Source organism: Micromonospora sp. GCM10011541 (genome assembly GCF_042650725.1).
GTDB lineage: Bacteria > Actinomycetota > Actinomycetes > Mycobacteriales > Micromonosporaceae > Micromonospora > Micromonospora sicca.
In genome coordinates this window covers 63,474-85,130 of record NZ_JBHSBP010000077.1, presented here as the reverse complement: position 1 = coordinate 85,130, position 21,657 = coordinate 63,474, and the positions used below count along the sequence as shown (strand labels likewise).

The window sequence follows — 21,657 nt, the reverse complement described above, 5'->3', positions numbered from 1 at the left end:
TCACGCGTGCCTCAGGACGCCCCACCCCGGACGATCGCCACGGCCACCCGGCAGAACTCGTCCATGTCGGGGTTGAAGCCGGCGGCGATGTCCGGGTGCAGGCCGGCCCGCGTCTCGTCGAGCAGCCGGCGGCAGACCTCCTCGACCGGCTCGCCCGCGTAGCTGGACCGGACCCGTTCGGTGGCCGCCTGCAGGGCCGAGGTCAGCTGATCCTCCAGCGGGCCGCGCAGCTTCTGTTGCACTGCGTCGAGCCCCCTCGGGTCGAGCGTGACATGTGGCTCCGACATCGGCGCTCCCTTCGTCGGCGTCCGCGGTACCCCACCGCGGACGTCGGTCAAACCACGGTGGGTACGGCGGCCACCCGGACCTGATACGAGAAGTCCTCGGCCGGCTCCTCGACGTACGACAGCTGGCGGATCTGCCGGTCGTCGTCGTAGAGGGCGACGTCGACCAGGACGCCGAGGTGGGCCAGCCCGATGTTGGACACCCGCTTCTTGTCCTGCAGCACCGCGCAGACCCCGCCCAGCAACGTGCTGGCGTCGGAGGTGCGGTGCCCGGGCGGGCAGCGCAGGGTGACGTCCACCTCGATCGGCCCGGTGAGCGGGGTCCAGCCGGTGCGCTGGGCGGCCGCGCAGGCCGCCTCGAGCAGGGCGCGGACCCGCGTCGCCTGCCGATGGCCGGCGGCGAAGATGGACAGAGCCTCGGTCTTGACCGGGGGCAGGCCGCTCACCTCGAACGTCAGGGCGAGAGCGCGGGTGTCCTGCACGACAACCTCCTCGTTGGGGACGATCCTGCCCAACCGGTGACGCGGCAGAGGGGGGTTCCCGCGATTACCAACCGATCGGACGGGTCGGGGGTCGGCCGGAGGCGTATCGACTTCGACGGCGACGCGCTGGCTGCGGAGCTACCGAAACGCTAGTGCACCGGGCGCACGCTCGGTAGCCTCGCCGTTCACTGAGTGGGACGCGGCGGGAAGGCGCAGAACTCGTTGCCCTCCGGATCGGCCAGCACCCACCAGCCGACCCGGTCGTCGGGCTCGCGCAGCAGCACGGCGCCGGCGGCGATCAGCGCGCCGGGGTCCGGGTCGGTCAGGTCGACGTCCCAGTGCACCCGGTTCTTCACCCGCTTGCGCTCCGGCACCGGGTCGAAGATCCACGACTGCCACGGGAAACCCGTGGCACCCGTCACCCAGGCGGACTCCTCGCCGCCGCCGACCTGACCGCCGACCACTCCCGCCCACCACGCCGCCTGCGCGGCCGGGTCGGCGCTGTCCACCACCAGCTCGAAGACGCCCGGCTGCTTGTCCGTCCCGGGCGGGTACGCGCAGAACTGGTTGCCGTCCGGATCGGCCAGCACCCACCAGTCGACCTCCGCGTCCGGCTCCCGGACCAGCCGGGCACCGGCGGCCAGCAGCGCGGCCGGATCGGCGTCGGGGAGGCGCAGGTCCAGGTGTACCCGGGTCTTGCCGGTACGCGGCTCGGGCACCTGGTTGACCCAGATCGACTCCGGTCCGGCCCCGCCGGGGCGGACGTCCACCCGGGCATCGCCGTCACCGGTGTCGACCACCTCGCCGTGGAGGATCCGGGCCCAGAACCCGGCCAGGGCCGGGGCGTCGGCGGCGTCCATGCAGAGATCCTTGAAGCGCGCGATCATCCCGCCATCATGCCCCGTCGGGCCCGACAGCCGGCGCGCCAGCCGGCGGGCGGAACCACGGTCAGTGGCGGGCGCGCTTGATCTCGTGGAAGGCCGGCAGCCGCATCAGCGGCAGCAGCGAGTCCCAGACGGTCAGGGCGTCGGCGGTGCCGGGCACCTCGGTGAGGATCGGCCCGTGGATGCCCCGCTCCGCGCCCGGGACCATCAGCACCGGCGAGCCGACGTCCGGGCCCACCGAGGCGTACGACAGGTCATGCGACTCGCGTACCGCCCGGTCCCACCGCCCGTCGTCGAGGGCCGGCGCGGCCGCGGCCAGGCCGGCCGCCTCGACGGCCGAGTCCACGATCTCGTCCGACGGCGGGTTGCCGGCGTCGTGGGTGCGGGCGCCCAACTCGGCGTAGAAGCGGCCGGCGTCGTCGTGGCGGCCCTCGGCGCGCAGCGCCTCCACCAGCCGCAACGCCCGGCCGGAGGCGGCCAGCGCGTCGGCGTACTCCGGGGCGATCCGGTCCTCGTTGAGGATGGCCAGGCTGAACGCCCGCCACTCGACGCGCAGCCCGCGCGCCTCGGCCACGGCGACCAGCCAGCGGGAGGTGCGCCAGGTCCACGGGCAGGCCGGATCGAAGAAGTAGGTGGCGTCCATCCGCCGAGCGTAAGGGCAGTCCGGTGGGCGCGCACGGTGGTGATCCGGCCCACCCCAGGCCCTGTCATTCCCGTCTCATGACGCTCAGGTTTCGCAGCGTGGCCGGTCGGGCACTGTTTGTCGCACGAAACGTCCGGGGCCGGGCGGATTTGCCGCCCGACGCCCCGATCGTCTCGCCGTGCGCCGGGGCACGGGCGCCTCTCCCCGGCTCTCGCCGAAGAAAGGGGGAGGGCGATGACGACAGACCCCGACGAGGCCGCGGACCGGCGGCGGCCACGATTCCGCGCGGCGGCCGCGGCCGCCGCGCTGGCGTTGGTGGCGCCGCTGGCGGCCTGCGGGTCCGGCGGTGACGGTGGTACGCCGACGATCAACCTGTACTACCCGCCGGAACAGAACCTGCAGAAGGTCGTCGACGACTGCAACGCGCAGGCCCAGGGGCGCTACCAGATCGTCTACCGGGTGCTGCCGCGGCAGGCCGACGAGCAGCGGGTGCAGCTGGTGCGCAGGCTGGCCGCGCAGGATCCCGGGATGGACGTGCTCGGCCTCGACGTCACCTGGACCCAGGAGTTCGCCAGCGCGCACTGGATCCGCGAGTGGACCGGCCAGGACAAGGCGGAGGTGGAGCAGGGCACCCTCGCCGGGCCGCTGGACACCGCCCGCTACGAGGGCAGGCTCTACGCCGCGCCGAAGAACACCAACGTCCAGCTGCTGTGGTACCGCACCGACCTGGTGCAGCAGCCGCCGAAGACCTGGGACGAGATGATCTCGGCCGCGCAGCAGCTCAAGCAAAAGGGCAAGCCGTACCAGGTGCTCACCATGGGCGCCCAGTACGAGGGTCTGGTCGTCCTCTACAACACCCTGGCCGAGAGCGCCGGCGGGAAGATCCTCAGCGACGACGGCAAGCAGGCCGTGATGGACGAGGGCACCGTGAAGGCGCTCGACCAGCTGAAGAAGTTCGCCACGTCGGGCGTGACGTCGCCGTCGTTCAGCAACGCCATCGAGGACCCGGTCCGGCTGGAGTTCCAGTCCGGCACGGGTGCCTTCCAGGTCAACTGGCCCTTCGTCTATCCGGCCATGCAGGAGGCCAACCCGGAGCTGGCGAAGCAGGTGAAGTGGGCCCGGGTGCCGGGGATCGACCCGAACACCCCGAGCAAGGTCACCATCGGCGGCGTCAACATGGCCGTCAGCGCCTACTCCAAGCACCCGGCGGAGTCATTCGAGGCGGCCAGCTGCATCCGCAACGCGAAGAACCAGAAGTTCTCGGCGGTCAACGACGGCGTGCCGCCGACCATCGAGCAGGTCTACGACGACCCGGAGATGGACAAGGCGTACCCGATGAAGGACACCATCCTGGAAGAGCTGAAGGAGCCGGCCGTCCGCCCGCTGACCCCCGCCTACCAGAGCATCTCCACGGTCATGTCGGCGATCCTGTCGCCGCCGTCGGGCATCCGGCCCGAGCAGACCGCGAACGAGCTGCGCGACGCCATCGCCGACGCCCTCGAGTCGAAGGGGGTCCTCCCGTGAGCATCAACGCCACCCCGACCGGTGCGGGAGTCGCGGCCGACGAGACCGCCCCCCGGTCCACCGGCCGGCACGCGGCGGTGCCCGCCCAGCGGGCCGGCCGCCGGGCGAAGGCGCCGCTGAGCGAGAACAAGCGGGCCGAGCGCCGGCTCGGCTGGCTGCTCTGCGCGCCGGCCGCGCTGGTCATGGTGCTGGTCACCGCGTACCCGATCCTCTACTCGGTCTGGCTGTCACTCCAGCGCTTCGACCTGCGCTTCCCCGACCAGCGCGAGTTCATCGGGCTGGACAACTACGTCACCGTGCTGAGCAACCAGTTCTGGTGGACCGCGTTCGGGGTCACCGCGCTGATCACCGTGGTCACCGTCGCGATCGAGCTGGTGCTCGGCATGGGACTCGCGCTGATCATGCACCGCACGCTGGTCGGCCGGGGCATCGTCCGCACCGCGGCGCTGATCCCGTACGGCATCGTCACGGTCGTCGCGGCCTTCTCCTGGCGGTACGCCTGGACGCCCGGCACCGGCTACCTGGCGAACGTCTTCGACGGCAGCGCGCCGCTGACCGAGCGGGCGAGCTCGCTGGCGATCATCATGCTGGCGGAGATCTGGAAGACCACGCCGTTCATGGCGCTGCTGCTGATGGCCGGCCTGGCCCTGGTCCCGGAGGACCTGCTCAAGGCGGCCTCCACCGACGGCGCGACCTCCTGGCAGCGGTTCACCAAGGTGATGCTGCCGGTGATGAAGCCGGCGATCCTGGTCGCCCTGCTGTTCCGCACGCTGGACGCGTTCCGGGTCTTCGACAACATCTTCGTGCTCACCGCGGGCGGCAACGAGACCTCGTCCGTGTCGATGCTCGCCTACAACAACCTGATCCGGGGGCTGAACCTCGGCATCGGCTCGACGATGTCGGTGCTGATCTTCATCGCGGTGGCGACCATCGCCTTCGTCTTCGTGAAGCTGTTCGGTACCGCTGCCCCCGGCAGCGACGACGGGGAGAGGCGCTGACATGGCCACCGAAACCACCACGCGGGCGAAGCTGCGCTGGGGTCTGCTGGACGTGATCGTCGTCGTGTTCGCGCTGATCCCGGTGCTCTGGATCGCCTCGCTGTCGTTCAAGACCCCGGCCACCCTCACCGACGGGAAGTTCTGGCCGCGGGAGTGGACGCTGGACAACTACCGGACGATCTTCGACACCGACCAGTTCGTCCGGGCCCTGGCCAACTCGATCGGCATCGCGCTGATCGCCACGTTGATCGCGGTGGTGCTCGGCGCGATGGCCGCGTACGCGATCTCGCGGCTGGACTTCCCCGGTAAGAAGCTGCTGGTCGGGGTCTCCCTGCTGATCGCGATGTTCCCGCAGGTGTCGCTGGTGTCGCCGCTGTTCGAGATCGAGCGGCAGCTCGGCCTGTTCGACACCTGGCCGGGGCTGATCCTGCCGTACATCACCTTCGCCCTGCCGCTGGCCATCTACACGCTGTCGGCGTTCTTCAAGCAGATCCCGTGGGATCTGGAAAAGGCGGCGAAGATGGACGGCGCCACGCAGGGCCAGGCGTTCCGGCGGGTCATCGCCCCGCTGGCCGCGCCCGGGTTGTTCACCACGGCGATCCTGGTCTTCATCTTCTGCTGGAACGACTTCCTGTTCGCGATCTCGCTGACCTCCACCGAGCGGTCCCGCACGGTGCCGGTGGCGCTGTCGTTCTTCACCGGCGAGTCGCAGTTCGAGGACCCCACCGGGGCGATCTGCGCGGCCGCCGTGGTGATCACCATTCCGATCATCCTGTTCGTGCTCTTCTTCCAGCGCCGCATCGTCTCCGGTCTGACCTCCGGCGCAGTCAAGGGATAGGTGGTAGTCATGGCCGACATCGTGCTGGACAAGGTGAGCAAGCGGTTCCCGGACGGGACCGTCGCGGTGCAGGACGTCGACCTGGAGATCGCCGACGGCGAGTTCGTGATCCTGGTCGGCCCGTCGGGCTGCGGGAAGTCCACCACCCTCAACATGATCGCCGGGCTGGAGGACATCAGCTCCGGCGAGCTGCGGATCGCGGGGCAGCGGGTCAACGACAAGGCGCCCCGGGACCGCGACATCGCCATGGTCTTCCAGTCGTACGCGCTCTACCCGAACATGACCGTGCGGGAGAACATGGCCTTCCCGCTGCGGCTGGCGAAGCTGGACCGGGCCACCATCGACGCCAAGGTTGACGAGGCGGCGAAGGTCCTGGAGCTGACCCCGCTGCTGGACCGCAAGCCGGCCAACCTCTCCGGCGGCCAGCGGCAGCGGGTGGCGATGGGCCGGGCGATCGTCCGGCAGCCGAAGGCGTTCCTGATGGACGAGCCGCTCTCCAACCTGGACGCCAAGCTGCGGGTGCAGATGCGCACGGTGGTGTCTCGGCTGCAGAAGCAGCTCGGCACCACCACCGTCTACGTCACCCACGACCAGACCGAGGCGATGACCCTCGGTGACCGGGTGGTCATCATGCGGGGCGGCGCGGTGCAGCAGGTCGGTCCGCCGCAGGAGCTGTACGACCACCCGCGCAACCTCTTCGTCGCCGGCTTCATCGGCTCCCCGTCGATGAACTTCCTGCACGCCGCCGTCTCCGAGGGGTGGCTGCGCACGGCGCTCGGCGACGTGGCGATCGGGGACCGGCTGCGCCGGCAGCTCGAGGGCGCGGACGCCCCGCGCGAGCTGATCCTCGGCATCCGCCCCGAGCACTTCGAGGACGCCGAGCTGATCGACGAGGAGACCCGCCGCCGGGGCATGGAGTTCGACGCGCCGGTGGACATCGTCGAGTCGATGGGCTCGGACAAGTACGTCTACTTCACCGTCGAGGGGGAGCGGGCCACCGCCGCCGAGCTGGAGGAGTTGGCCGCCGACGCGGGCGCGGCGGACTTCGCCGGAGCCGGGTCCAGCCTGGTCACCCGGCTCTCCGCCGAGTCGGCGGCGCGGGAGGGAGAAAACCGGCGGGTCTGGTTCAACCTGGACAAGATCCACCTGTTCGACCCGTCCACCGGCCGGAACCTCACCCTGCACGAGGGCCGGGCGGCCGACGCGCTCGCCGACTGATCGGACGCGAACGGGGGCCGGCGACAGCAGCCGCCGGCCCCCGTTCGCATTGAGGGGTCAGGGATTCGAATCCCCTCAGCTCCACCAGTAACATCGCTGAGCAGCGGTAACGCTGCTCCAAGATCACGGACCAGATCGGGTACAAGTCAGATCGGATCTTGCTGATCTGGACCCCGGCACGCTGCGAGTCGATGGCGCCGACCGACAACGTCACCAAGGTGGCCACTCGATGTCCAGCGCTGCGCGCGTAGCAGTTGAAGGCGCCGGGCTGATAAGCCGTCCGAACAGCCAGCACCGCTCACCGAACTTGAGGTGCGCCTCCCGAGGGTTGGGGCGCCGGCGAACTTTGTCATCAGCCGCGAACGGCATCGTCTTACCCATACCCATTGTCCCTCACGAGGGTGAGCCTGGGGCCATACGGCTGTGGGGCGCGACGCTCGCCTGGATGATCAACGATCGTGGCCCGTACTCCATCGGGCCCAGAACGTCTCGAACGCGCATCCGTGGCAAGTCCTTCGCGGGCCCAGTGGCGACCGTCAGGGAGTGGATCAGACATGTCGATGACCCCGTACACCGATGCTGCTGAACGGGCGCGGAAGATGCCGGCAGCTCCCGTGCCGCAGGCTGCCCAAGGGCCCGAGATTTCCAAGGCCGGCTATGCCGTGGAGGAGATCGCCGACGGTGTCTTCTTCCTCGGTGAGGGCATGTACAACATGATGTTCGTGGTCACGGACGAGGGCGTCATCGCCGTCGACGCGCCACCGACCCTCGGCCACAACATCCTCCGAGCGATCCGTAGCGTGACCAGCCGCTCAATCACCCACGTGGTCTACAGCCACCAGCATTCAGACCACGTCGGAGCGATCTCGGTCTACCCCGATGACGTGCCACGCTATGCCCAACGCATCACGGCGGAGCGGCTTGCAGCGCTCGGCGACCCGAACCGCCCCCTGCCGACACATGTGTTCGACGACACCCTGACAATCGACGCAGGAGATCACAGCCTGCAGCTCGACTACAAGGGGCCCAACCACGCCGAGGGAAACATCTTCATCTTCGCCCCGAAGCAACGCGTCTTGATGCTCGTAGACGTGATCTTCCCCGGCTGGGTTCCGTTCTCGAACCTCGCGGTCTCCGCGAACATCCCGGGCTTCGTCAACGCCCACGAGCAGGCACTCGGCTACCCGTTCGAGAAGCTAGTCGGCGGACACGTCAACCGACCTGGCACTCCGGACGACATAAGGACCCAGATCGAGTACATGAATGACCTGCGTTCCACCACTGAGGCAGCGCTCTCCTCGGTCGATCTGAATGAGATCATGGCCCCAGTCGACACCGCCAATGCCTGGGCCGTTTTCAAAGCCTACCTAGACGCCGTCGCCGCGCAGGCCGCCGACGAACTCGTTCCACGATGGACAGAGCGCTTAGGCGGCGCCGACATGTTCACACTGCCGAACGCATGGGCGATGGCAGAAGCCTTGCGCCTGGACTATGGCAGAATGGGCCCATTCGGCATCGCGCCTTGAGTTTGGCTCTCGCACAAATTGATCGGTACGGCAGAGGGCACCTCCAGGCTTACTCATTTTTGCCGCTGGTCGGGCGTGGTAGCCAGCGGGTGAGGCCCGACCCTGCCGATGGTTGGATGCCTAGCCGCTACAGAACAGTGGGTGCTTGAAACGTTGCCCGGACTACCCTCATTGGCGTGCCCGTTGATGATCTTCCGTTGCCTCCCGCGTTCGAAGCGGTCACGGCCTGGGCCGGGGCTGGGCGGGTGGTGCGTGCCGCCGAGCTGGACGTGGCAACGTGGCGGCTTCCCGAGCCGCAGAAAGCCGCGCTGGTCTCCTGTGGCGTACCGCTGATCGATGACCTCGTGGGTGCGGTGTCATTCCAGGCAGAGCCGACAAGGTACCGGTTGGCGCACTTCGACGACCTGGACTGGGTGTACGGCGCCGCGCCGGGGACCGGCGAGGTGCGGGTATGGGCGTCGGACGGCAGCACCAGGTTCGTCAACTCGACGATCAACCACTGGCTGTGTTCGCTGCACCTGGTCGGTAGCTGGCTGACCAGCTCGACCGTCATCGGCCGCTGGGACGAAGACGGACAGGCCGAAGAGGCAGCACTCGCGGAGCTCGCGGACCTGTTGGAGCGGATCAGGGCCCTTGACCCGCCCGCGTTCGGGGACGGTGACCATCGAACCCACTTCTGGCCCGCGGTGCTCGACCGGTGGCTCTACTGATCGACCCAGACATCCTCTTCTGCCGCCCACCGTGCGCTATGCAGCGTCACGGCAAGCGGATCGAGCGGGCGCCCGGCCGCGCCGACGAGAGGACGCTTGGTATACGGGTTCACGCGCCTCGCCGCCACGGTTGGGGGCCCACATGGTGCAAGGGGTAGCCCCGCTTCGGCGGCGGTCGCCATAGGTAGTCCTTGGTCGGCCAGGCCGATGAACCCGATCCCGGGTTGCGCGGTGGTCGTGCTCATGAGGCGATGCTGTTCAGCTCGGTCAGCTCGTCCTCGGGAAGGGTCAGCGCAGCACCGGTGACGTTCTCGCGCAGGTGCGCGACGGATGAGGTACCTGGGATGAGCAGGATGTTCGGCGAGCGCTGTAGCAGCCACGCGAGCGCGACGGCCATCGGTGTGGCGTCGAGACGGGTGGCGACTGCGTTCAGTTCCTCGGACTGGAGTGGGGAGAAGCCGCCGAGCGGGAAGTAGGGCACGTAGGCGATGCCCTGTGCGGCGAGGGAATCGATCAGGCCGTCGTCGGCCCGGTTCGCGATGTTGTAGAAGTTTTGCACACACACGATCGGCGCGATGGACTGTGCCTCGGCGATCTGCTCGGCGTTGACGGTGCTGAGACCGAGATGCTTGATCAGTCCCTCCTGCTGCAGCTGGGCGAGCACGGTGAACGGCTCGGAGATCGAGCCGGGAGTGGGTCTGTCCAACCCGCCGACGCGCAGGTTGACGACGTCGAGCACGTCCAGTCCGAGCCGATCCAGGTTGTCGGACACGGCTTGGCGCAGCTGCTCGGGTGCTAGCGCCGGCGGCCAGTTCCCCTCGGCATCTCGCAACGCTCCGACCTTCGTCACGATGTGCAGATCGTCGGGATAAGGGTGCAGGGCTTCCTTGATGATCTGGTTGGTGACGTACGGGCCGTAGTAGTCGGCCGTGTCGATGTGGTTGATTCCCAGGCGCACGGCCTCGCGGAGCACGGCCACGGCAGCGTCGCGGTCGGCCGGTGGGCCGAATACATGCGGGCCGGCCAACTGCATCGCGCCGTACCCCATCCGGGTGACCGTCAGGTCGTCGGCCATGGTGAACGTTCCACCCGGAAGTGCCTTCGCCGCCATGAGAATTCCCATCCTTGTTGTCGCCAGTCCCGGGCTTCCCGCCGACGCGGGCGCCAAACGCGGCGGCGTCAGCACGTGATGGCTGCACACTCCGCGCACCGTGGCCCCGGGCGTCGGCGGGCCACACAAGGCGCTCTTGTTTGCCGCCGACCGGGCGTCACGATGCGTGACGGGCGTGCGGTGGCGCTCGATGCGCGGTCTTGCCGAGCTGAGTTCATGGGGGCGTGCCACGTCTACCAGGGCAGCCGTACTTCGTGACCTGATTATGTGAGTCGGGCCCAGTGGTGATACCAGCAGGTGATACCAGCGGGCGCGGGCATGGTGGTGGCGTTGCCAGGATGACCAGTGCGGGTAGTGCTCGACGGGCCGCCAGAGGCGGGTGAGCAGGTTGCACGGTCGTTTGACCTCAAGAAGTAGGCCAGGTCGGTGGGCTTGGTCAGGCTGCGGCGGATCAGCAGGAAGTGCCGCGTCGCGGGGCGGTCCCGGTTGGTGAGGGTCGTGGTGGCGGTGACAGACCGAGAGGGCCCCCGAACGGTCATAACCGAGGCCCGCCAGCGAGCCGCTCTTCTCCCAATCGAGTAACGTTGCGTGTGACTGCACGGCGCTGGCGTACGCCATGATGGGTACGTGGAGTTCGAGCCTTACCGGGGTGAACTGGTGGCGTACTGCTACCGGATGCTGGGCTCGTTCCACGACGCCGAGGATTGGTGCAGGAACCGATGTTGCGCGCGTGGAAGGCCCGCGACCGGTACGACCGCACGCCGCGTCTGTCCGGACCTGGCTGTACCGGATCGCCACCAACGCCTGCCTGACCGCACCGGAGGGGCGTGCGCGACGGGCGTTGCCTTCCGGCCTGGGCGCGCCGAGCGACGATCCTGGCGCACCGTTCACGCCGGCGTTCGACATCCCCTGGCTACAGCCATTTCCCGACGCGCGGATCGACCTGGAGTCGCGGACGGACATGCGGCTCGCGCTGGTGGCGGGTGATGCGGGTCCTGCCAGCACGTCAGCGGGCCGTGCTCCTGCTCCGCGAGGTACTGGAGTTCAGTGCCGCCGAGGTCGCCGCGCAGCTGGGGACCACGGTCACGGCCGTCAACAGCGCGCAGTTGGCTGGCCGGTGGTAAAGGCAAACCGGCCAGCCTGCTGCACTTGAAGCTGGCAAGCGAGGCCAGGCGGTCAAGATTTTGGGATGGTCACGCGATGCTGGGCGCGGGCAGCGGCCGCTCCTTGGGGTTGGCGCCGAAACGGTTCGTCCCGGGCGTGCTGTCCAACACAAAGAACACCAGCAGGACGATGGCGCCGACGATCGGCACCAGTCCGATCAGCAGCCACCACCCCGACCGGTCGGTGTCGTGCAAGCGCCGCATCGCGACCGCCAGCGCCGGCAGCAGCAGCGCCAGGTTGACGATGATGCCGATGACACCGGTGGACCCGTCCGACCCGAGAGTTGTTCCCAGCACACTATCCAGGATGGCAGCGGCAAGACCAACAAGGACGGTGAACAGGGCAAACCACCAGTACTCAGACCGGCGGGCCCGACCCGTGAAGCCGACGTACTGAGTAAGAACCGACCTGATCGCGGCAGTGAAGGACATAACTGTCTCCGGTCTCTCAAGTGGGAGTTGCAAGGTCGTCGCGGACGCAGCCAAGCAGATCGCCCCACCGGGGGTCAATGGCCGAGCAGCCGCCGACGAATAGAAGCCGCCACGCCAACAAGACGAACATCCGCAACTGCCGCTGGTCCTGCATCGGAGTCCGGGACGCCATCACTGACCGTGCCGGCCGCCCACCCGCCGAGAAAACCGTGTCAGCCTGCCCTGGTGCCGGAACTCCAAGATGGCACAGTCCTGGCACACTCACCGTTGTGACGAGGTTCGAGTTCCGGGTCACCGATGTGTTCGACATCCGGGGACGCCGCGGGCTGCTCGTCGTCGGCACGGTGCTGCAGGGCATCGCTCGATCGAGTACAAGGCTCCGTGATGTCTCGACCGGGCACTCATTCGGCCTGCTGGGCATTGACCTGCACTGTTCACGAGGCCCGGACATGAGCGGGTTCGCCTTGCTGGTGGACCGAGCCGAGCGCGACTACGCCCAGCCCGGCCGCGTGTGGGTCGCAGACGTCGAACCATGATCAGGCGTACTGATCTGCCGCTTACCGCGCTTCACGTGCACGCTTCTGCCGCTGATAGCGCACACGGCTCTGCCGATGAGGGCACCTGCGGAGGACCATCCGTGTTTCCTGCGCACGATTGGGCCGGACGCGCGTGTTTGGCACGCAAGCGATGCGGCAGGCCTGTCACACCGATGGGCGGGTCGTCGACATCGCCGTCATGGGGGTGGACCTTTTCGGTCAGACATAGCTGAACAACGGAGGGAAGAGGAGGACCACGATCCAGGCCCACACGGCGTACACGGGTAGGTAGCCGGTCTGCCAGCGCTCGAGCGCCGCGAACGGTGTGCGCCGCCGGATGAACCTCAGCAACAGCCACGCCGAGTAGGCGAGGTTGGCCAGCAGGATGACGTTCTCGCCGAGCGCGGCAGCCCTGTTGGGTGTGGTGCCGTACTCGTCGGTGATGCGTCCGGTGATCGCGAGCAGTACCAGTACGTCGATGGCCAACGCGCTGACCACGAGAGCGAGCTGAAGTTTGTCGAACAGGCCGGTCGGGGCCAGCGGATCGCGGGCTGAGATCGAGTAGAGCAGTAGGCCCAGCACCACGACCAGTAGGAGGTCGAACAGGATCAGCGCTTCGCGCTCCACGTTGATGCCATGGCTGGTCCAGACGACGGCGACGAGGAAGGCCAGCAGGGCTGCCGTGAACAGCGGAGTGAATAGCCGCGTGAGCACCGGGGCGATATTTTCGACCACGCTCTGCTTGGCCTCGACCAGCCACCCGGCCACGACAGCCCCGGCCACGGCGCCGCAGGGAAGGAGCCACTGCGAGATGAACTCCTGCGGGATGATCCCGATGGCATTGAAGGTGTGGAACAGGAACAAGCTGAGCACACCGCCGCCGAGGGCGATGAGGACCAAGTAGATGAACCACTCGCCGGTGAAGCGGATGAAGTCCATGCGTCGGCGCGAGGAGCGCCAGTCGTCGGCAACGTAGGCCAGACCCACCACAAGCCACAGGGCGATGGGGAGGTGGATGCTGGTGAGGACCAGCGACTTTGACTCCTCGGCCAGGGGGTAGGCGTTGGCCGCCACCGCGCCGAGCCCGAACAGCGCCACCAGTGTCCCGATCAGCGGGCGTCGGGCCTGTCGGCGCCAGGCCAGGAAGACCGCCAGCCAGGGCAGGGCGAACAGGGTGAAGTTCCGCGCGTAGAACGCGCCGTCGTCCGCCAACCTCAACCCGAACAGCTCCGGCACCTTGATGGACACCGCCGCGCCCGCCCCGCAGAGGACCATCGCCCACATGTCACGCCGTGAGTGCGTGTCCGCCGCCGGGCTGTCAGGGTCGCCGGTCAGCACCAACTGCTTCCACAATCGTTCCGAATGCTCCCGGGCGAACTCGCGCGACAGCTCGTCGAGGCTGCCCATCCGCTTCACCGCGACGAGGAACGCCTCGTCCGGGCTCAGGCCTGCAGCTATGAGCTCGTCGACGGATCCGCGGAGATGGTCTTCGAGTTCGTCGACGTCGGACGGCTGCAGTCCCCTACGGCGGAGCACGTAGCGACGCCACTGCTCGAACTGCGCCTCCAACTCCTCCTGACCCTCCCGCGCCGTCATGCCCGGCACCCCAGCGGGATCGCCGTCAGCGGCCTGCGGTCGCCGAGGCCGAGCCAGATCTCCTTGAGCGCGTCGGTGACCGTGTCCCACTGGCGGCGTTGCTCGGCCAACTCAGCCAGGCCCTTGTCAGTGATGCGGTAGTACTTGCGCCGCCGCTCGCCGGCTACCGACTGCCAGCTCGACTCCGAATAACCGAGGCGCTCAAGCCGGTGCAGCAACGGGTAGAGCAGCCCCTCGGTCCAGTCCAGCTCGCCACCGGACAGCTCGTTGATCCGCCTGAGGATGGCGTAGCCGTAGCTCTCCCCCTCGGCCAGGATGCCGAGCACCATCGGTGTCGCCGAGGCGGCCACCAGATCCTTGGCGACCTTCACGAGAACTCACCCCGTTTCATACCTAGAAGTGTTGTGCATAGTACTGCTAGGTATTGTGTGGCACAACGGCCCGGTCACGCGTCCCTGGCGGTACCCGCGATCCCGCCGCAGCCAGATGACCTCCCGTAGCCGAGATCCGGGCGTGACGCGGTCGCCGAGGTGACGATTTCGTTCGCAGTCGTTCGTCTAGGAGGTGACTGGCCGCCGGAGGGCGGCACGCAGCATGGAAGGGAGCAGGTTTATGCGTTCGATCATGGTCACGATGTGGATCACCCTCGACGGTGTCGTGCAGGGCCTCGGCCGCCCGGAGGAGGACACCCGCGGCGGCTTCACGCATGGTGGTTGGGGCCAGCGGTACAACGACGAGGTGATGGGCCGCGAGATGGCCAAGGCCATGACCAGGCCGGGGGAGATGCTGTTCGGCCGCCGCACCTGGCAGGACTTCATCACCGCATGGGGACGCTTGACCGACGGCAACCCGGTCACCACGCACATGAACGCGGCTACGAAATACGTCGTGTCGCGGACCCTGGAGGATGCCGATGCCTGGCAGAACTCCATCCTGCTGCGCGGCGACGCGGTCGGCACGGTGGCCGACCTGAAGAGCCAGCCGGGCAGGGATCTGTCGATCATCGGCAGCACATCGCTGGTGCAAGACCTGCACGCCGCCGGCCTGATCGACCACTACACCCTGCTCATCCACCCGCTGACCCTGGGCACCGGCACCCGACTGTTCGAGGGCCCCGCCCCACTGACCGAGTTCGACCTGACCGACAGCGTCACGACCACAAAGGGTGTGATCATCGCCCACTACACCCGCCGTTGAGCGGGGATCGTCGAATATCTAGTCATGCCGCTGGTCAGCCGCAGCAGATCATGCCGCCCTCGCGGGGACCCGATACTCGGTGCTGGCGCGACGGTTCAGGTCAAGGTGCCGCTGGTCTCGCCGGTCCCTGTCAGCCGTTCGCTGAACCGGATCAACAACAGACCAGCGCCGAGGACGAGGCCCGGTCCCATCACGAGGACCACGGCCTGGGTGGGTCGCGACAGCACCGGCACGGTCGACAGACCAAGTGGCTGTGGCAGGCCGAGCTGGATCGCGACGAACCCAGCCACGCCCGCCCCCAACAGGGTGTACACCCGAGGTCGGACGGCACGGTCGACCTCGCTGACCGCGGCCAGGGCGAGGGCCAGCACGACCCCGGAAGTTGCGCCGGCGACAGCGTTGGCGAGTTCCGATGAGACGACGAAGGAGACGTGGAACCCCGGGTCGATAGAGCTTGCGGGGGGGCGGCCCGTGGTACCCACTTGAGGCCCTCCAGACGTTCGCTGTCACTGGTACTGACAGCGGCGGAGGACCGAACTCATCGCGGCGATGAGTTCGGGGTGTTGGCGCGGTCAGAAGAAGTGACAACCAACGACTGAGGAGAACCGTGATGACCGCAGCAGTGATCCGCTACCAGACCAAGCCCGAGGCCGCCGACGAGAACCAGCGTCTGATCGAGAACGTCTTCGCAGAGCTGGCGAGCACGGCACCACCCGGCCTGCACTACAGCTCCTTCCGGCTGGCCGATGGCGTCACCTTCGTCCACGTGGTCGACGGTGAGGGCCTGCCAGAATTGGCTGCCTTCCAGGAGTTCCAACGCGCCCTCGGCGACCGGCTGGCCGTCGGACCCGCCCGCGACGACGCCACCCTGGTCGGCTCGTACTCCGCCGGGGTGGTGGCCGCGAACGGCTAGCGCGAAGGCCCGCGGCGAGTCAGGTTGGCAGGTGAAGCCTTCAGGCTGCGTCGAGTGAACTGAACTGGATGCCGGCGAGCCGCCATCCGTCGGGCAGTTCGATCCACACCTGACTCAGTCGGCCTGCCAGCGTCATCACCTCACCACGCCAGGTCGCCCGGCTGCGCTGAACGCAGCGCACGATCGCGGCGCGGTCGTAGTAGCGCACGTCCAACTCGGCTGTCTCCAGGGAGAGGTAAGCGAAGTCAGCTTGTCTCTCGATCCACTGCCGCTTGTCAAGCTGGAAGCCCCGCTCGCCGATAGACATGAAGTCATCCGCCAGCAGGGTGTGCAAGCGATCGGTATCGGCGTGCAACTCGGCGTCGTCGAAGGCTTGTCGGAGTTGGCGGATGTCGGTTGTCACGTGGTGATCCTGTCGCTGGTGGTGTCGGACGGTTGGACTGCCAGGAAAAGGCACAGGACAGCCGGTTTCACATCGTGACGACCAGCTTGCCGGTCGTGTGCAGGCGGACGAAGTCGATGCATGCTTGAACGCCATCGTCAAGGGTGTAGCGGCGGCCGATGGTGGCCGGCAGGTCGCCGCGGATCGCCAGTTCACCGACCTCGCGCATCCCGCCGAAGGTGCCGTCCATGTCCAGCACGAAAGCCAGACCGACGTCGTCGCGCCCGATCCACTCCTGCTGCGGTACCGGATAGGTGATCGTGAGGAGGCGCCCGCCGGGGCGGATGGCGCTGGCAACTCCGGCAAGGTGGTCGCCCGGCAGGGTCAGGTTGAACGCGACGTCAACGTCGCGGGGGTACTCGGACTCCGCGTACCCGATGGTCACGTCAGCGCCGAGAGCACGCAGGATGTCGGCATCAGCGGCGGTCGCGGTAGCGATCACCCGCGCCTTCGCGCGAGCGAGTAGCGGGACCACCGCCGTACCGACACCGCCGGTAGCGCCGACGACCAGGACGGTCTCGCCGGGCTGCACCTCGGCGGTGGCCATCAGCACCCGTGCGGTCAGGCCGATGGTGGGCAGGGCCGCCGCCTGCTCTACGTTGAGGCCGGCCGGGCGGCGCGCCAGAAACGGGGTGTCGGCCTCGAAGACCGCGTACTCGGCCAGCGAGCCGGTGCTCAGCGACGGCCGGGTAGCACCGGCCATCGCGCGCAGTACCCGAGGCACGGCCTGGCCGAAGATCTCGTCACCTACGCGGTACGCGGTCACGCCGGCGCCGACCTCGCTGACCGTGCCGGCGAAGTCGTTGCCGGGCACGTGAGGAAACCGCAGTGGCACGGTGTCACGGAACTCCCCGCTGGGCAGCCGGACGTCCGCCGGGTTGATCGACGCGGCGGCGATCCGGACCTGGATCTGCCCCGGCCCGGGCTGGGGCACCGGCACGTCGGCCACCGTGTACTCCTCGGGTGGTCCGTAGCCGGTCGCGACAACTGCCTTCATGCACTTCCTCCAAAAACGGACCGCGCGGTCATGTTCTCCGGCGGCAAGCTAGCAATAAGCGGACCGGCCGGTCAACTTGCTAGGGTGGCGACGTGACTCGTCCCCTGCGTGCCGACGCCGCCCGCAACCGGCGGCTGCTGCTGGCCGCGGCTGCCGACGAGTTCGCAGAGCGGGGTCTGGACGCCTCGGTCGCCGACATCGCCCGCCGAGCCGGTGTCGGGAAGGGCACGGTGTTCCGCCATTTCGCCACGAAGGACGACCTGCTCGCCGCGATCGTCCTCGACCGCATTGACGCGCTCAACGCGGCCGGCGAGAGACTGCTCGAAGCGGCGGATCCGGGCGCTGCGCTGCTGGAGTTCCTCACCGTCGCCGCGCATCAGAGACAGCAGCGCGACCTGTCGTTCCTGCAGGAGGCCGGCGAGCTGACCGAGGAGGTCACCAAAGTCCGCGCGCAGATGTTCCACACCGTGCACAGGCTGGTCGATCGGGCCCGTGAGCACGGCGCCGTCCGGGCCGACGTCACCGGCGCGGACGTCATCCTGCTGATGTGCGCGCCGAACTACGTCACCAGCTACGTGCCAGGCGCCTCGCCCGACCTGTGGCAGCGCTACCTCGCCATCATCTTCGACGGCCTACGCCCAGAAGGCGCCCACCCGCTGCCCCACCCGCCGCCGCTAACTCCTTGACGCCGCGAAACAGGGTCTGACCACGGGTACCTGGTAACAGCTCCGGAGGGCGCTCGGCTGAACGTCCTCATTTAGCCGCTGTCCGCGCGTTGGTAGCGCCTGGCGTGCGCTGTCTCTTAAGAGTTCCTAACAGAAGTGATCTATGCCTCTTACGTCCTTTGTAGGCGGTGATCTACGATGTCTGGCCGTGAGGCGTGGTGAGCAGCCGCCGTGGATCGTGCCGGACGGACTGTGGCAGCGCATTGAGCCGTTGCTGCCCAAGCCTGTGCTCCGCGATCCCCGGCGTCCGGGACGGAAACGGATCCCGGATCGGCAGGTGTTGTCCGGGATCCTGTTCGTGCTGCACACCGGCATCCAGTGGGAGTTCCTGCCCCGGGAGCTCGGGTTCGGGTCCGGGATGACCTGCTGGCGGCGGCTCGCGGAGTGGAACCGGGTCGGGGTGTGGCAGCAGCTGCACGAACTGCTGCTCGCCGAGCTGCAGGCCGCGGGAAAGCTGGACTGGTCCCGGGCGGTCATCGACTCCTCCCACGTCCGTGCCGCCAGACGCGGCCCAAAAGCGGACCGAGCCCGGTCGACCGCGCCCGAGCGGGCTCGAAGCACCACGTCCTGACCGAGGGCCAACAGCGCGCTGATTCCGGAGGCTGAGGCGCAGCGTTTCACGGCATCCGCAAATGCCGCGAGTCGTGCGGTCTTGCCGACCCGACCGGATCTGCCGAGAAGAGTAAACAGGCTGAGCGGATGCAAGGCGGGCCGGTTGTCAAAGGTGGCACCAGCGGAACCCTTCGACGGTGCTGAGCAGGCCGGGCCGCCGAGGTGGCGGGTTGCCGCGCCAGGTGTACGTCCCCTCCGGCGCTGGGGCGGTAGGCCACGCCGGTGACTATACGAAGGCTGTAACGCCCTCGTATTCCGCCATCGGGGCGGCGCCGACACGCTCGTACTCGAGCAGGAGCAGGCCGTTCGCCGTCACCTCGTGGCGAACGAGTCGCAGGCCGACGGGTGCGCTCGGGTGATCGAGCAGCCGCCGCCCGGAACCGATCACGGTCGGGGCGACGACGAGTCGGAGCGCGTCGACGAGGCCGGCCGACAGCAGGGCCTTGCCGAGTCGCGCACTCCCGTGGATCTGAAGTTCCCGTCCCGGCTGCGCCTTGAGCTTGCCGACGGTCTGGATCGGGTCGCCCTGGAGCAGCGTCGTCGGCTGCCAACTGCCCGCCGTGAGGGTGTTGGTCACGACGTACTTCGGTAGTGAGTTCATCCGTTCGGAAAACGGGTCGTTCGGGTCGGTGATCCGCGGCCAGTCTCGAGCGAACGCCTCGTAGGTCCGCCGCCCTAGCAGCAGACCGTCGGCGAGACCTAGCCAGTCAGAGGTGCGCCGGACGAAGAGCTTGTCCAGGTAGGGCACGAGCCAGCCGCCCCGAGTGAAGTCGTCGCTCGTATCCTCGGTCGGCGAACCAGGCCCCTGGCTGACGCCGTCGAGGGTTACGAACTCGATAAGGGCGATCTTCATCGCCCGCCCTGGCTTTCGGCGACCCCAGCGAGTTGCTCGGTGACCGAGCCGAAGCCTTCCGCGAAGCCGAGTTCGTCGTGACGGGCGCGAGCGGCGGGATCACCATGGCGGACGATGACCCGGTAGTCCGTGCCGTCCGGATGATCAGTCAGAATGATCTCGGTGGTCATGGGGACCGGGGAAGGGTTCGTGGGCCGCCAAGCGCTGTCAATCGCGTTCGTGAACACGATCCGCTCGAGCTCGTCGACGACGAGGAAGGTGGCGTCGACGTGCGGGACGAACTCCACCCCGTCGTCGCTTAGTCGGGTCACGAGCGCGCCACCGGGCCGGACTTCCAAGCGGTCGACGCGGCACAGGGTCGGAGCCGGGACCCACCATTTCTCGAAGCGGGACGGGTCGGTCCACGCCCTCCAGACGGCGGCGCGGGGAGCGCGGATGACGCGATCCAGGGTCAGATCAAGGTCGGGATTCACTGGTTCTCCTCAGGGTCGGTGACGAGGCGTTCGAGGCGATCGGTGCGCTCTTCCCAGATCCGGCGCTGCTCCGCGAGCCAGTCGTCGATGACGGCGAGGCACTCGCGGTTGAGCACACAGGTGCGCACCCGGCCCGACTTGACCGTGCGGATCAGCCCGTTCGACTCGAGCGTCCGTACGTGCTTCATGAACGAGGGAAGGGTCATCGGAAACTCGCGGGCGAGATCGCCGACGCTCGTCGGACCGTGACCGAGACGTCGGATGACCGCGCGCCGGGTCGGGTCGGCGAGGGCGACGAACAGGCCGTCGAGCTGCGCCGAATACTGTGCCACGCGGCTAAGTATTGCCTGCAACGACACTTAGCGCAAGGGCAAAGTATTTGACCCGCCGCCGGGGAGTGCCCAGCCGTGACGGCGGCAGTTAGCGGGCCGGCTGCCAGGAAATGGGGCAGGACAACTCTCCGGGCAGGGGTCCTAGCCGCGCTCAGCCGGGCCGCGCGACGCGTTCGCTGCCGACCGACCGCGCTCAGCGGGCTAGATCGTCCGCATCATCGGCTTGGCGCATGCCCGCGTGGCACCCAGACCATCCGGGCACCGCACCAGGGCGGTCGGGTCTCGACGCCGCTGGCGGGCCGTCTCAGCGGGACCCAAAGGCAGCCACGGCATGGAAACGTCCGGATCTGCCGCGATCCGCGCGCTACGCAGCCTCACGCCGAGCTGACCTGGTTGCCGTCCGGACGTCCCGATGAGCGGTAAACCATTTATCGTTCCCCACGACCGACTGACAGGATGCCGGGATGGTGTCTAGCCCCTGGCCGATGCGCGTCGGTCTTCTCCATCTTCGGGAAGCACGCGAGAGCGACATCGAGCAGCTGCTGTCCTTCCGCAACGATCCCGCAGTCAACCGGTTCATGCTCCGCACGAGTGTCGACCCGGGGACGTTCCGCCAGGAATGGCTGGCTGTGCCAACGAGTGATACGGACTTCTCCTGCGTTGCCGAGGTCGACGGGACTGTTGTCGCGATGGGCTTCCTCGATGTCGTAGACGGCATGGGTCAGCCGGGGATGCCGAAGCGCACAGAAGGGGTCATCGGATACATCGTCGAGCCGGGCTCCACGGGGAAGGGCGTGGCGAGTGATCTCGCCCGCGGCCTTCTCGCGGCGGCGTTCGACCGCCTGGGACTTCGGCGTGTCACCGCAAGCTGTAACGCCGACAATCCTGCCTCTGCACGGGTGCTCGAGAAGGCGGGGATGCGGCGTGAGCAACACGGAATCGAGGACTCGTGGCATGCCGAGCTGGGCTGGGTCGACGGCTACCAGTACGCGACGCTCGCGCGCGAATGGCATGCCATGCACAGCCCAGATTGAACCCTGACTGAAGTCTTCCAACGGGTCTCGCGATCCTGCCGAGCCGTTGCCCGCCTCCAACAGTGCGGCGCGACGTCCGCATCTGCGGCTCCGGGCGTGCTGGCGTTCATCGCCGCTGGTGACGCACCGTGATG

The 21,657-nt window shown here is 68.1% G+C and carries 26 protein-coding genes and 1 pseudogene; 13 read left to right on the top strand and 14 right to left on the bottom strand.

Annotation, left to right across the window (positions count from 1 at the left end; all coding sequences use genetic code 11):
- Positions 1-11: 11 nt before the first annotated feature.
- From ACFOYX_RS29030 to ACFOYX_RS29015, 4 genes are all read right to left on the bottom strand, one after another.
- Positions 12-287 carry a hypothetical protein gene (locus ACFOYX_RS29030; protein ID WP_109801868.1) on the bottom strand — a complete coding sequence of 92 codons (276 nt, stop codon included), beginning with the start codon at positions 285-287 and terminating at the stop codon, positions 12-14.
- Positions 288-334: 47 nt separating this feature from the next.
- On the bottom strand, positions 335-766 hold the full coding sequence (locus ACFOYX_RS29025; protein ID WP_322441746.1) for a hypothetical protein: 432 nt from the start codon (positions 764-766) through the stop codon (positions 335-337).
- 185 nt (positions 767-951) lie between these two features.
- Positions 952-1,653: a VOC family protein gene (locus tag ACFOYX_RS29020; RefSeq protein WP_322441747.1), complete on the bottom strand. Its 702-nt coding sequence runs from the start codon at positions 1,651-1,653 to the stop codon at positions 952-954.
- A 61-nt stretch (positions 1,654-1,714) separates the two neighbouring features.
- Positions 1,715-2,293 (bottom strand): DsbA family protein, encoded by a 579-nt coding sequence (locus ACFOYX_RS29015; protein WP_322441748.1) that lies wholly within the window; start codon positions 2,291-2,293, stop codon positions 1,715-1,717.
- 234 nt (positions 2,294-2,527) lie between these two features.
- Between ACFOYX_RS29015 and ACFOYX_RS29010 the strand changes: the two genes are divergently transcribed.
- From ACFOYX_RS29010 to ACFOYX_RS28985, 6 genes are all read left to right on the top strand, one after another.
- A complete protein-coding gene (locus ACFOYX_RS29010; RefSeq protein WP_322441749.1) occupies positions 2,528-3,817 on the top strand; it encodes an ABC transporter substrate-binding protein in 1,290 nt (429 codons plus the stop codon).
- Complete coding sequence (locus tag ACFOYX_RS29005) at positions 3,814-4,815, top strand: sugar ABC transporter permease (protein ID WP_322441750.1); 1,002 nt, start codon at positions 3,814-3,816, stop codon at positions 4,813-4,815. The genes ACFOYX_RS29010 and ACFOYX_RS29005 overlap by 4 nt, the downstream gene beginning before the upstream one ends.
- Position 4,816: 1 nt before the next feature.
- Positions 4,817-5,653, top strand: coding sequence for a carbohydrate ABC transporter permease (locus ACFOYX_RS29000; protein WP_238453460.1), 837 nt, complete (start codon positions 4,817-4,819; stop codon positions 5,651-5,653).
- Positions 5,654-5,662: 9 nt separating this feature from the next.
- Positions 5,663-6,871 carry a sn-glycerol-3-phosphate ABC transporter ATP-binding protein UgpC gene (locus tag ACFOYX_RS28995; protein WP_322441751.1) on the top strand — a complete coding sequence of 403 codons (1,209 nt, stop codon included), beginning with the start codon at positions 5,663-5,665 and terminating at the stop codon, positions 6,869-6,871.
- A 554-nt stretch (positions 6,872-7,425) separates the two neighbouring features.
- Positions 7,426-8,397 (top strand): MBL fold metallo-hydrolase, encoded by a 972-nt coding sequence (locus ACFOYX_RS28990; RefSeq protein ID WP_322441752.1) that lies wholly within the window; start codon positions 7,426-7,428, stop codon positions 8,395-8,397.
- Positions 8,398-8,573: 176 nt separating this feature from the next.
- On the top strand, positions 8,574-9,107 hold the full coding sequence (locus tag ACFOYX_RS28985; RefSeq protein WP_322441753.1) for an SUKH-4 family immunity protein: 534 nt from the start codon (positions 8,574-8,576) through the stop codon (positions 9,105-9,107).
- A gap of 241 nt (positions 9,108-9,348) precedes the next feature.
- Here ACFOYX_RS28985 and ACFOYX_RS28980 read toward each other — a convergent pair whose 3' ends face one another.
- Positions 9,349-10,218: an aldo/keto reductase family oxidoreductase gene (locus ACFOYX_RS28980; RefSeq protein ID WP_109801858.1), complete on the bottom strand. Its 870-nt coding sequence runs from the start codon at positions 10,216-10,218 to the stop codon at positions 9,349-9,351.
- Positions 10,219-11,204: 986 nt separating this feature from the next.
- On the opposite strand from ACFOYX_RS28980, the gene ACFOYX_RS28975 reads away from it, so the two are divergent.
- Complete coding sequence (locus ACFOYX_RS28975; protein ID WP_322441754.1) at positions 11,205-11,342, top strand: sigma factor-like helix-turn-helix DNA-binding protein; 138 nt, start codon at positions 11,205-11,207, stop codon at positions 11,340-11,342.
- A 69-nt stretch (positions 11,343-11,411) separates the two neighbouring features.
- Here the strand turns inward: ACFOYX_RS28975 and ACFOYX_RS28970 are convergent, their stop codons facing one another.
- A complete protein-coding gene (locus tag ACFOYX_RS28970) occupies positions 11,412-11,813 on the bottom strand; it encodes a DUF805 domain-containing protein (RefSeq protein ID WP_322441755.1) in 402 nt (133 codons plus the stop codon).
- A 269-nt stretch (positions 11,814-12,082) separates the two neighbouring features.
- Here ACFOYX_RS28970 and ACFOYX_RS28965 point away from each other — a divergent pair, with 269 nt between their 5' ends.
- Positions 12,083-12,349 (top strand): hypothetical protein, encoded by a 267-nt coding sequence (locus tag ACFOYX_RS28965; RefSeq protein WP_322441756.1) that lies wholly within the window; start codon positions 12,083-12,085, stop codon positions 12,347-12,349.
- Positions 12,350-12,568: 219 nt separating this feature from the next.
- On the opposite strand, the gene ACFOYX_RS28960 is transcribed toward ACFOYX_RS28965, so the two are convergent.
- Both ACFOYX_RS28960 and ACFOYX_RS28955 read right to left on the bottom strand, forming a co-directional pair.
- The gene (locus ACFOYX_RS28960; protein WP_322441757.1) at positions 12,569-13,945 is read right to left on the bottom strand and encodes a permease prefix domain 1-containing protein; all 1,377 of its coding nucleotides are present in this window, start codon (positions 13,943-13,945) and stop codon (positions 12,569-12,571) included.
- The gene (locus tag ACFOYX_RS28955) at positions 13,942-14,316 is read right to left on the bottom strand and encodes a PadR family transcriptional regulator (protein ID WP_109801855.1); all 375 of its coding nucleotides are present in this window, start codon (positions 14,314-14,316) and stop codon (positions 13,942-13,944) included. The genes ACFOYX_RS28960 and ACFOYX_RS28955 overlap by 4 nt, the downstream gene beginning before the upstream one ends.
- A 241-nt stretch (positions 14,317-14,557) precedes the next feature.
- Here ACFOYX_RS28955 and ACFOYX_RS28950 point away from each other — a divergent pair, with 241 nt between their 5' ends.
- Entirely contained in the window at positions 14,558-15,142 is a 585-nt protein-coding gene (locus ACFOYX_RS28950; protein WP_322441758.1) for a dihydrofolate reductase family protein, read from the top strand.
- A gap of 95 nt (positions 15,143-15,237) precedes the next feature.
- Here the strand turns inward: ACFOYX_RS28950 and ACFOYX_RS28945 are convergent, their stop codons facing one another.
- Positions 15,238-15,513, bottom strand: coding sequence for a hypothetical protein (locus ACFOYX_RS28945; protein WP_322441759.1), 276 nt, complete (start codon positions 15,511-15,513; stop codon positions 15,238-15,240).
- 239 nt (positions 15,514-15,752) lie between these two features.
- On the opposite strand from ACFOYX_RS28945, the gene ACFOYX_RS28940 reads away from it, so the two are divergent.
- Positions 15,753-16,055 carry a hypothetical protein gene (locus ACFOYX_RS28940; RefSeq protein ID WP_109801853.1) on the top strand — a complete coding sequence of 101 codons (303 nt, stop codon included), beginning with the start codon at positions 15,753-15,755 and terminating at the stop codon, positions 16,053-16,055.
- A 40-nt stretch (positions 16,056-16,095) separates the two neighbouring features.
- Here ACFOYX_RS28940 and ACFOYX_RS28935 read toward each other — a convergent pair whose 3' ends face one another.
- Both ACFOYX_RS28935 and ACFOYX_RS28930 read right to left on the bottom strand, forming a co-directional pair.
- A complete protein-coding gene (locus ACFOYX_RS28935; protein ID WP_322441760.1) occupies positions 16,096-16,458 on the bottom strand; it encodes a nuclear transport factor 2 family protein in 363 nt (120 codons plus the stop codon).
- Positions 16,459-16,525: 67 nt separating this feature from the next.
- Complete coding sequence (locus tag ACFOYX_RS28930) at positions 16,526-17,494, bottom strand: NADP-dependent oxidoreductase (protein ID WP_322441761.1); 969 nt, start codon at positions 17,492-17,494, stop codon at positions 16,526-16,528.
- 92 nt (positions 17,495-17,586) lie between these two features.
- Here ACFOYX_RS28930 and ACFOYX_RS28925 point away from each other — a divergent pair, with 92 nt between their 5' ends.
- Together ACFOYX_RS28925 and ACFOYX_RS28920 are read left to right on the top strand one after the other, a co-directional pair.
- The gene (locus ACFOYX_RS28925; RefSeq protein ID WP_322441762.1) at positions 17,587-18,180 is read left to right on the top strand and encodes a helix-turn-helix domain-containing protein; all 594 of its coding nucleotides are present in this window, start codon (positions 17,587-17,589) and stop codon (positions 18,178-18,180) included.
- Positions 18,181-18,394: 214 nt separating this feature from the next.
- Positions 18,395-18,795 (top strand): annotated as a pseudogene (locus tag ACFOYX_RS28920) (IS5 family transposase); the annotation flags it as partial.
- 262 nt (positions 18,796-19,057) lie between these two features.
- On the opposite strand, the gene ACFOYX_RS28915 reads toward ACFOYX_RS28920, so the two are convergent.
- From ACFOYX_RS28915 to ACFOYX_RS28905, 3 genes are read right to left on the bottom strand one after another with little or no spacing between them, the layout of a single operon-like run.
- The gene (locus ACFOYX_RS28915) at positions 19,058-19,684 is read right to left on the bottom strand and encodes a dihydrofolate reductase family protein (protein ID WP_322441763.1); all 627 of its coding nucleotides are present in this window, start codon (positions 19,682-19,684) and stop codon (positions 19,058-19,060) included.
- Positions 19,681-20,157, bottom strand: a complete 477-nt coding sequence (locus ACFOYX_RS28910) for an SRPBCC domain-containing protein (RefSeq protein WP_322441764.1) — start codon at positions 20,155-20,157, stop codon at positions 19,681-19,683. Before ACFOYX_RS28910 ends, ACFOYX_RS28915 begins: the two co-directional genes overlap by 4 nt.
- Positions 20,154-20,489: a metalloregulator ArsR/SmtB family transcription factor gene (locus ACFOYX_RS28905; protein WP_322441765.1), complete on the bottom strand. Its 336-nt coding sequence runs from the start codon at positions 20,487-20,489 to the stop codon at positions 20,154-20,156. The genes ACFOYX_RS28910 and ACFOYX_RS28905 overlap by 4 nt, the downstream gene beginning before the upstream one ends.
- Positions 20,490-20,974: 485 nt before the next feature.
- Between ACFOYX_RS28905 and ACFOYX_RS28900 the strand changes: the two genes are divergently transcribed.
- Positions 20,975-21,523: a GNAT family N-acetyltransferase gene (locus ACFOYX_RS28900; RefSeq protein WP_377534572.1), complete on the top strand. Its 549-nt coding sequence runs from the start codon at positions 20,975-20,977 to the stop codon at positions 21,521-21,523.
- The last annotated feature ends 134 nt before the right edge of the window (positions 21,524-21,657 follow it).

Bases quoted from the DNA above. Each gene is read 5' to 3' on its own strand.
- ACFOYX_RS29030 (WP_109801868.1), bottom strand. From the start codon at position 287: ATGTCGGAGCCACATGTCACGCTCGACCCGAGGGGGCTCGACGCAGTG.
- ACFOYX_RS29020 (WP_322441747.1), bottom strand. From the start codon at position 1,653: ATGATCGCGCGCTTCAAGGATCTCTGCATGGACGCCGCCGACGCCCCG.
- ACFOYX_RS29015 (WP_322441748.1), bottom strand. From the start codon at position 2,293: ATGGACGCCACCTACTTCTTCGATCCGGCCTGCCCGTGGACCTGGCGC.
- ACFOYX_RS29010 (WP_322441749.1), top strand. From the start codon at position 2,528: ATGACGACAGACCCCGACGAGGCCGCGGACCGGCGGCGGCCACGATTC.
- ACFOYX_RS29000 (WP_238453460.1), top strand. From the start codon at position 4,817: ATGGCCACCGAAACCACCACGCGGGCGAAGCTGCGCTGGGGTCTGCTG.
- ACFOYX_RS28995 (WP_322441751.1), top strand. From the start codon at position 5,663: ATGGCCGACATCGTGCTGGACAAGGTGAGCAAGCGGTTCCCGGACGGG.
- ACFOYX_RS28990 (WP_322441752.1), top strand. From the start codon at position 7,426: ATGTCGATGACCCCGTACACCGATGCTGCTGAACGGGCGCGGAAGATG.
- ACFOYX_RS28980 (WP_109801858.1), bottom strand. From the start codon at position 10,218: ATGGCGGCGAAGGCACTTCCGGGTGGAACGTTCACCATGGCCGACGAC.
- ACFOYX_RS28975 (WP_322441754.1), top strand. From the start codon at position 11,205: ATGCGGGTCCTGCCAGCACGTCAGCGGGCCGTGCTCCTGCTCCGCGAG.
- ACFOYX_RS28970 (WP_322441755.1), bottom strand. From the start codon at position 11,813: ATGTCCTTCACTGCCGCGATCAGGTCGGTTCTTACTCAGTACGTCGGC.
- ACFOYX_RS28960 (WP_322441757.1), bottom strand. From the start codon at position 13,945: ATGACGGCGCGGGAGGGTCAGGAGGAGTTGGAGGCGCAGTTCGAGCAG.
- ACFOYX_RS28950 (WP_322441758.1), top strand. From the start codon at position 14,558: ATGCGTTCGATCATGGTCACGATGTGGATCACCCTCGACGGTGTCGTG.
- ACFOYX_RS28940 (WP_109801853.1), top strand. From the start codon at position 15,753: ATGACCGCAGCAGTGATCCGCTACCAGACCAAGCCCGAGGCCGCCGAC.
- ACFOYX_RS28930 (WP_322441761.1), bottom strand. From the start codon at position 17,494: ATGAAGGCAGTTGTCGCGACCGGCTACGGACCACCCGAGGAGTACACG.
- ACFOYX_RS28915 (WP_322441763.1), bottom strand. From the start codon at position 19,684: ATGAAGATCGCCCTTATCGAGTTCGTAACCCTCGACGGCGTCAGCCAG.
- ACFOYX_RS28900 (WP_377534572.1), top strand. From the start codon at position 20,975: ATGCGCGTCGGTCTTCTCCATCTTCGGGAAGCACGCGAGAGCGACATC.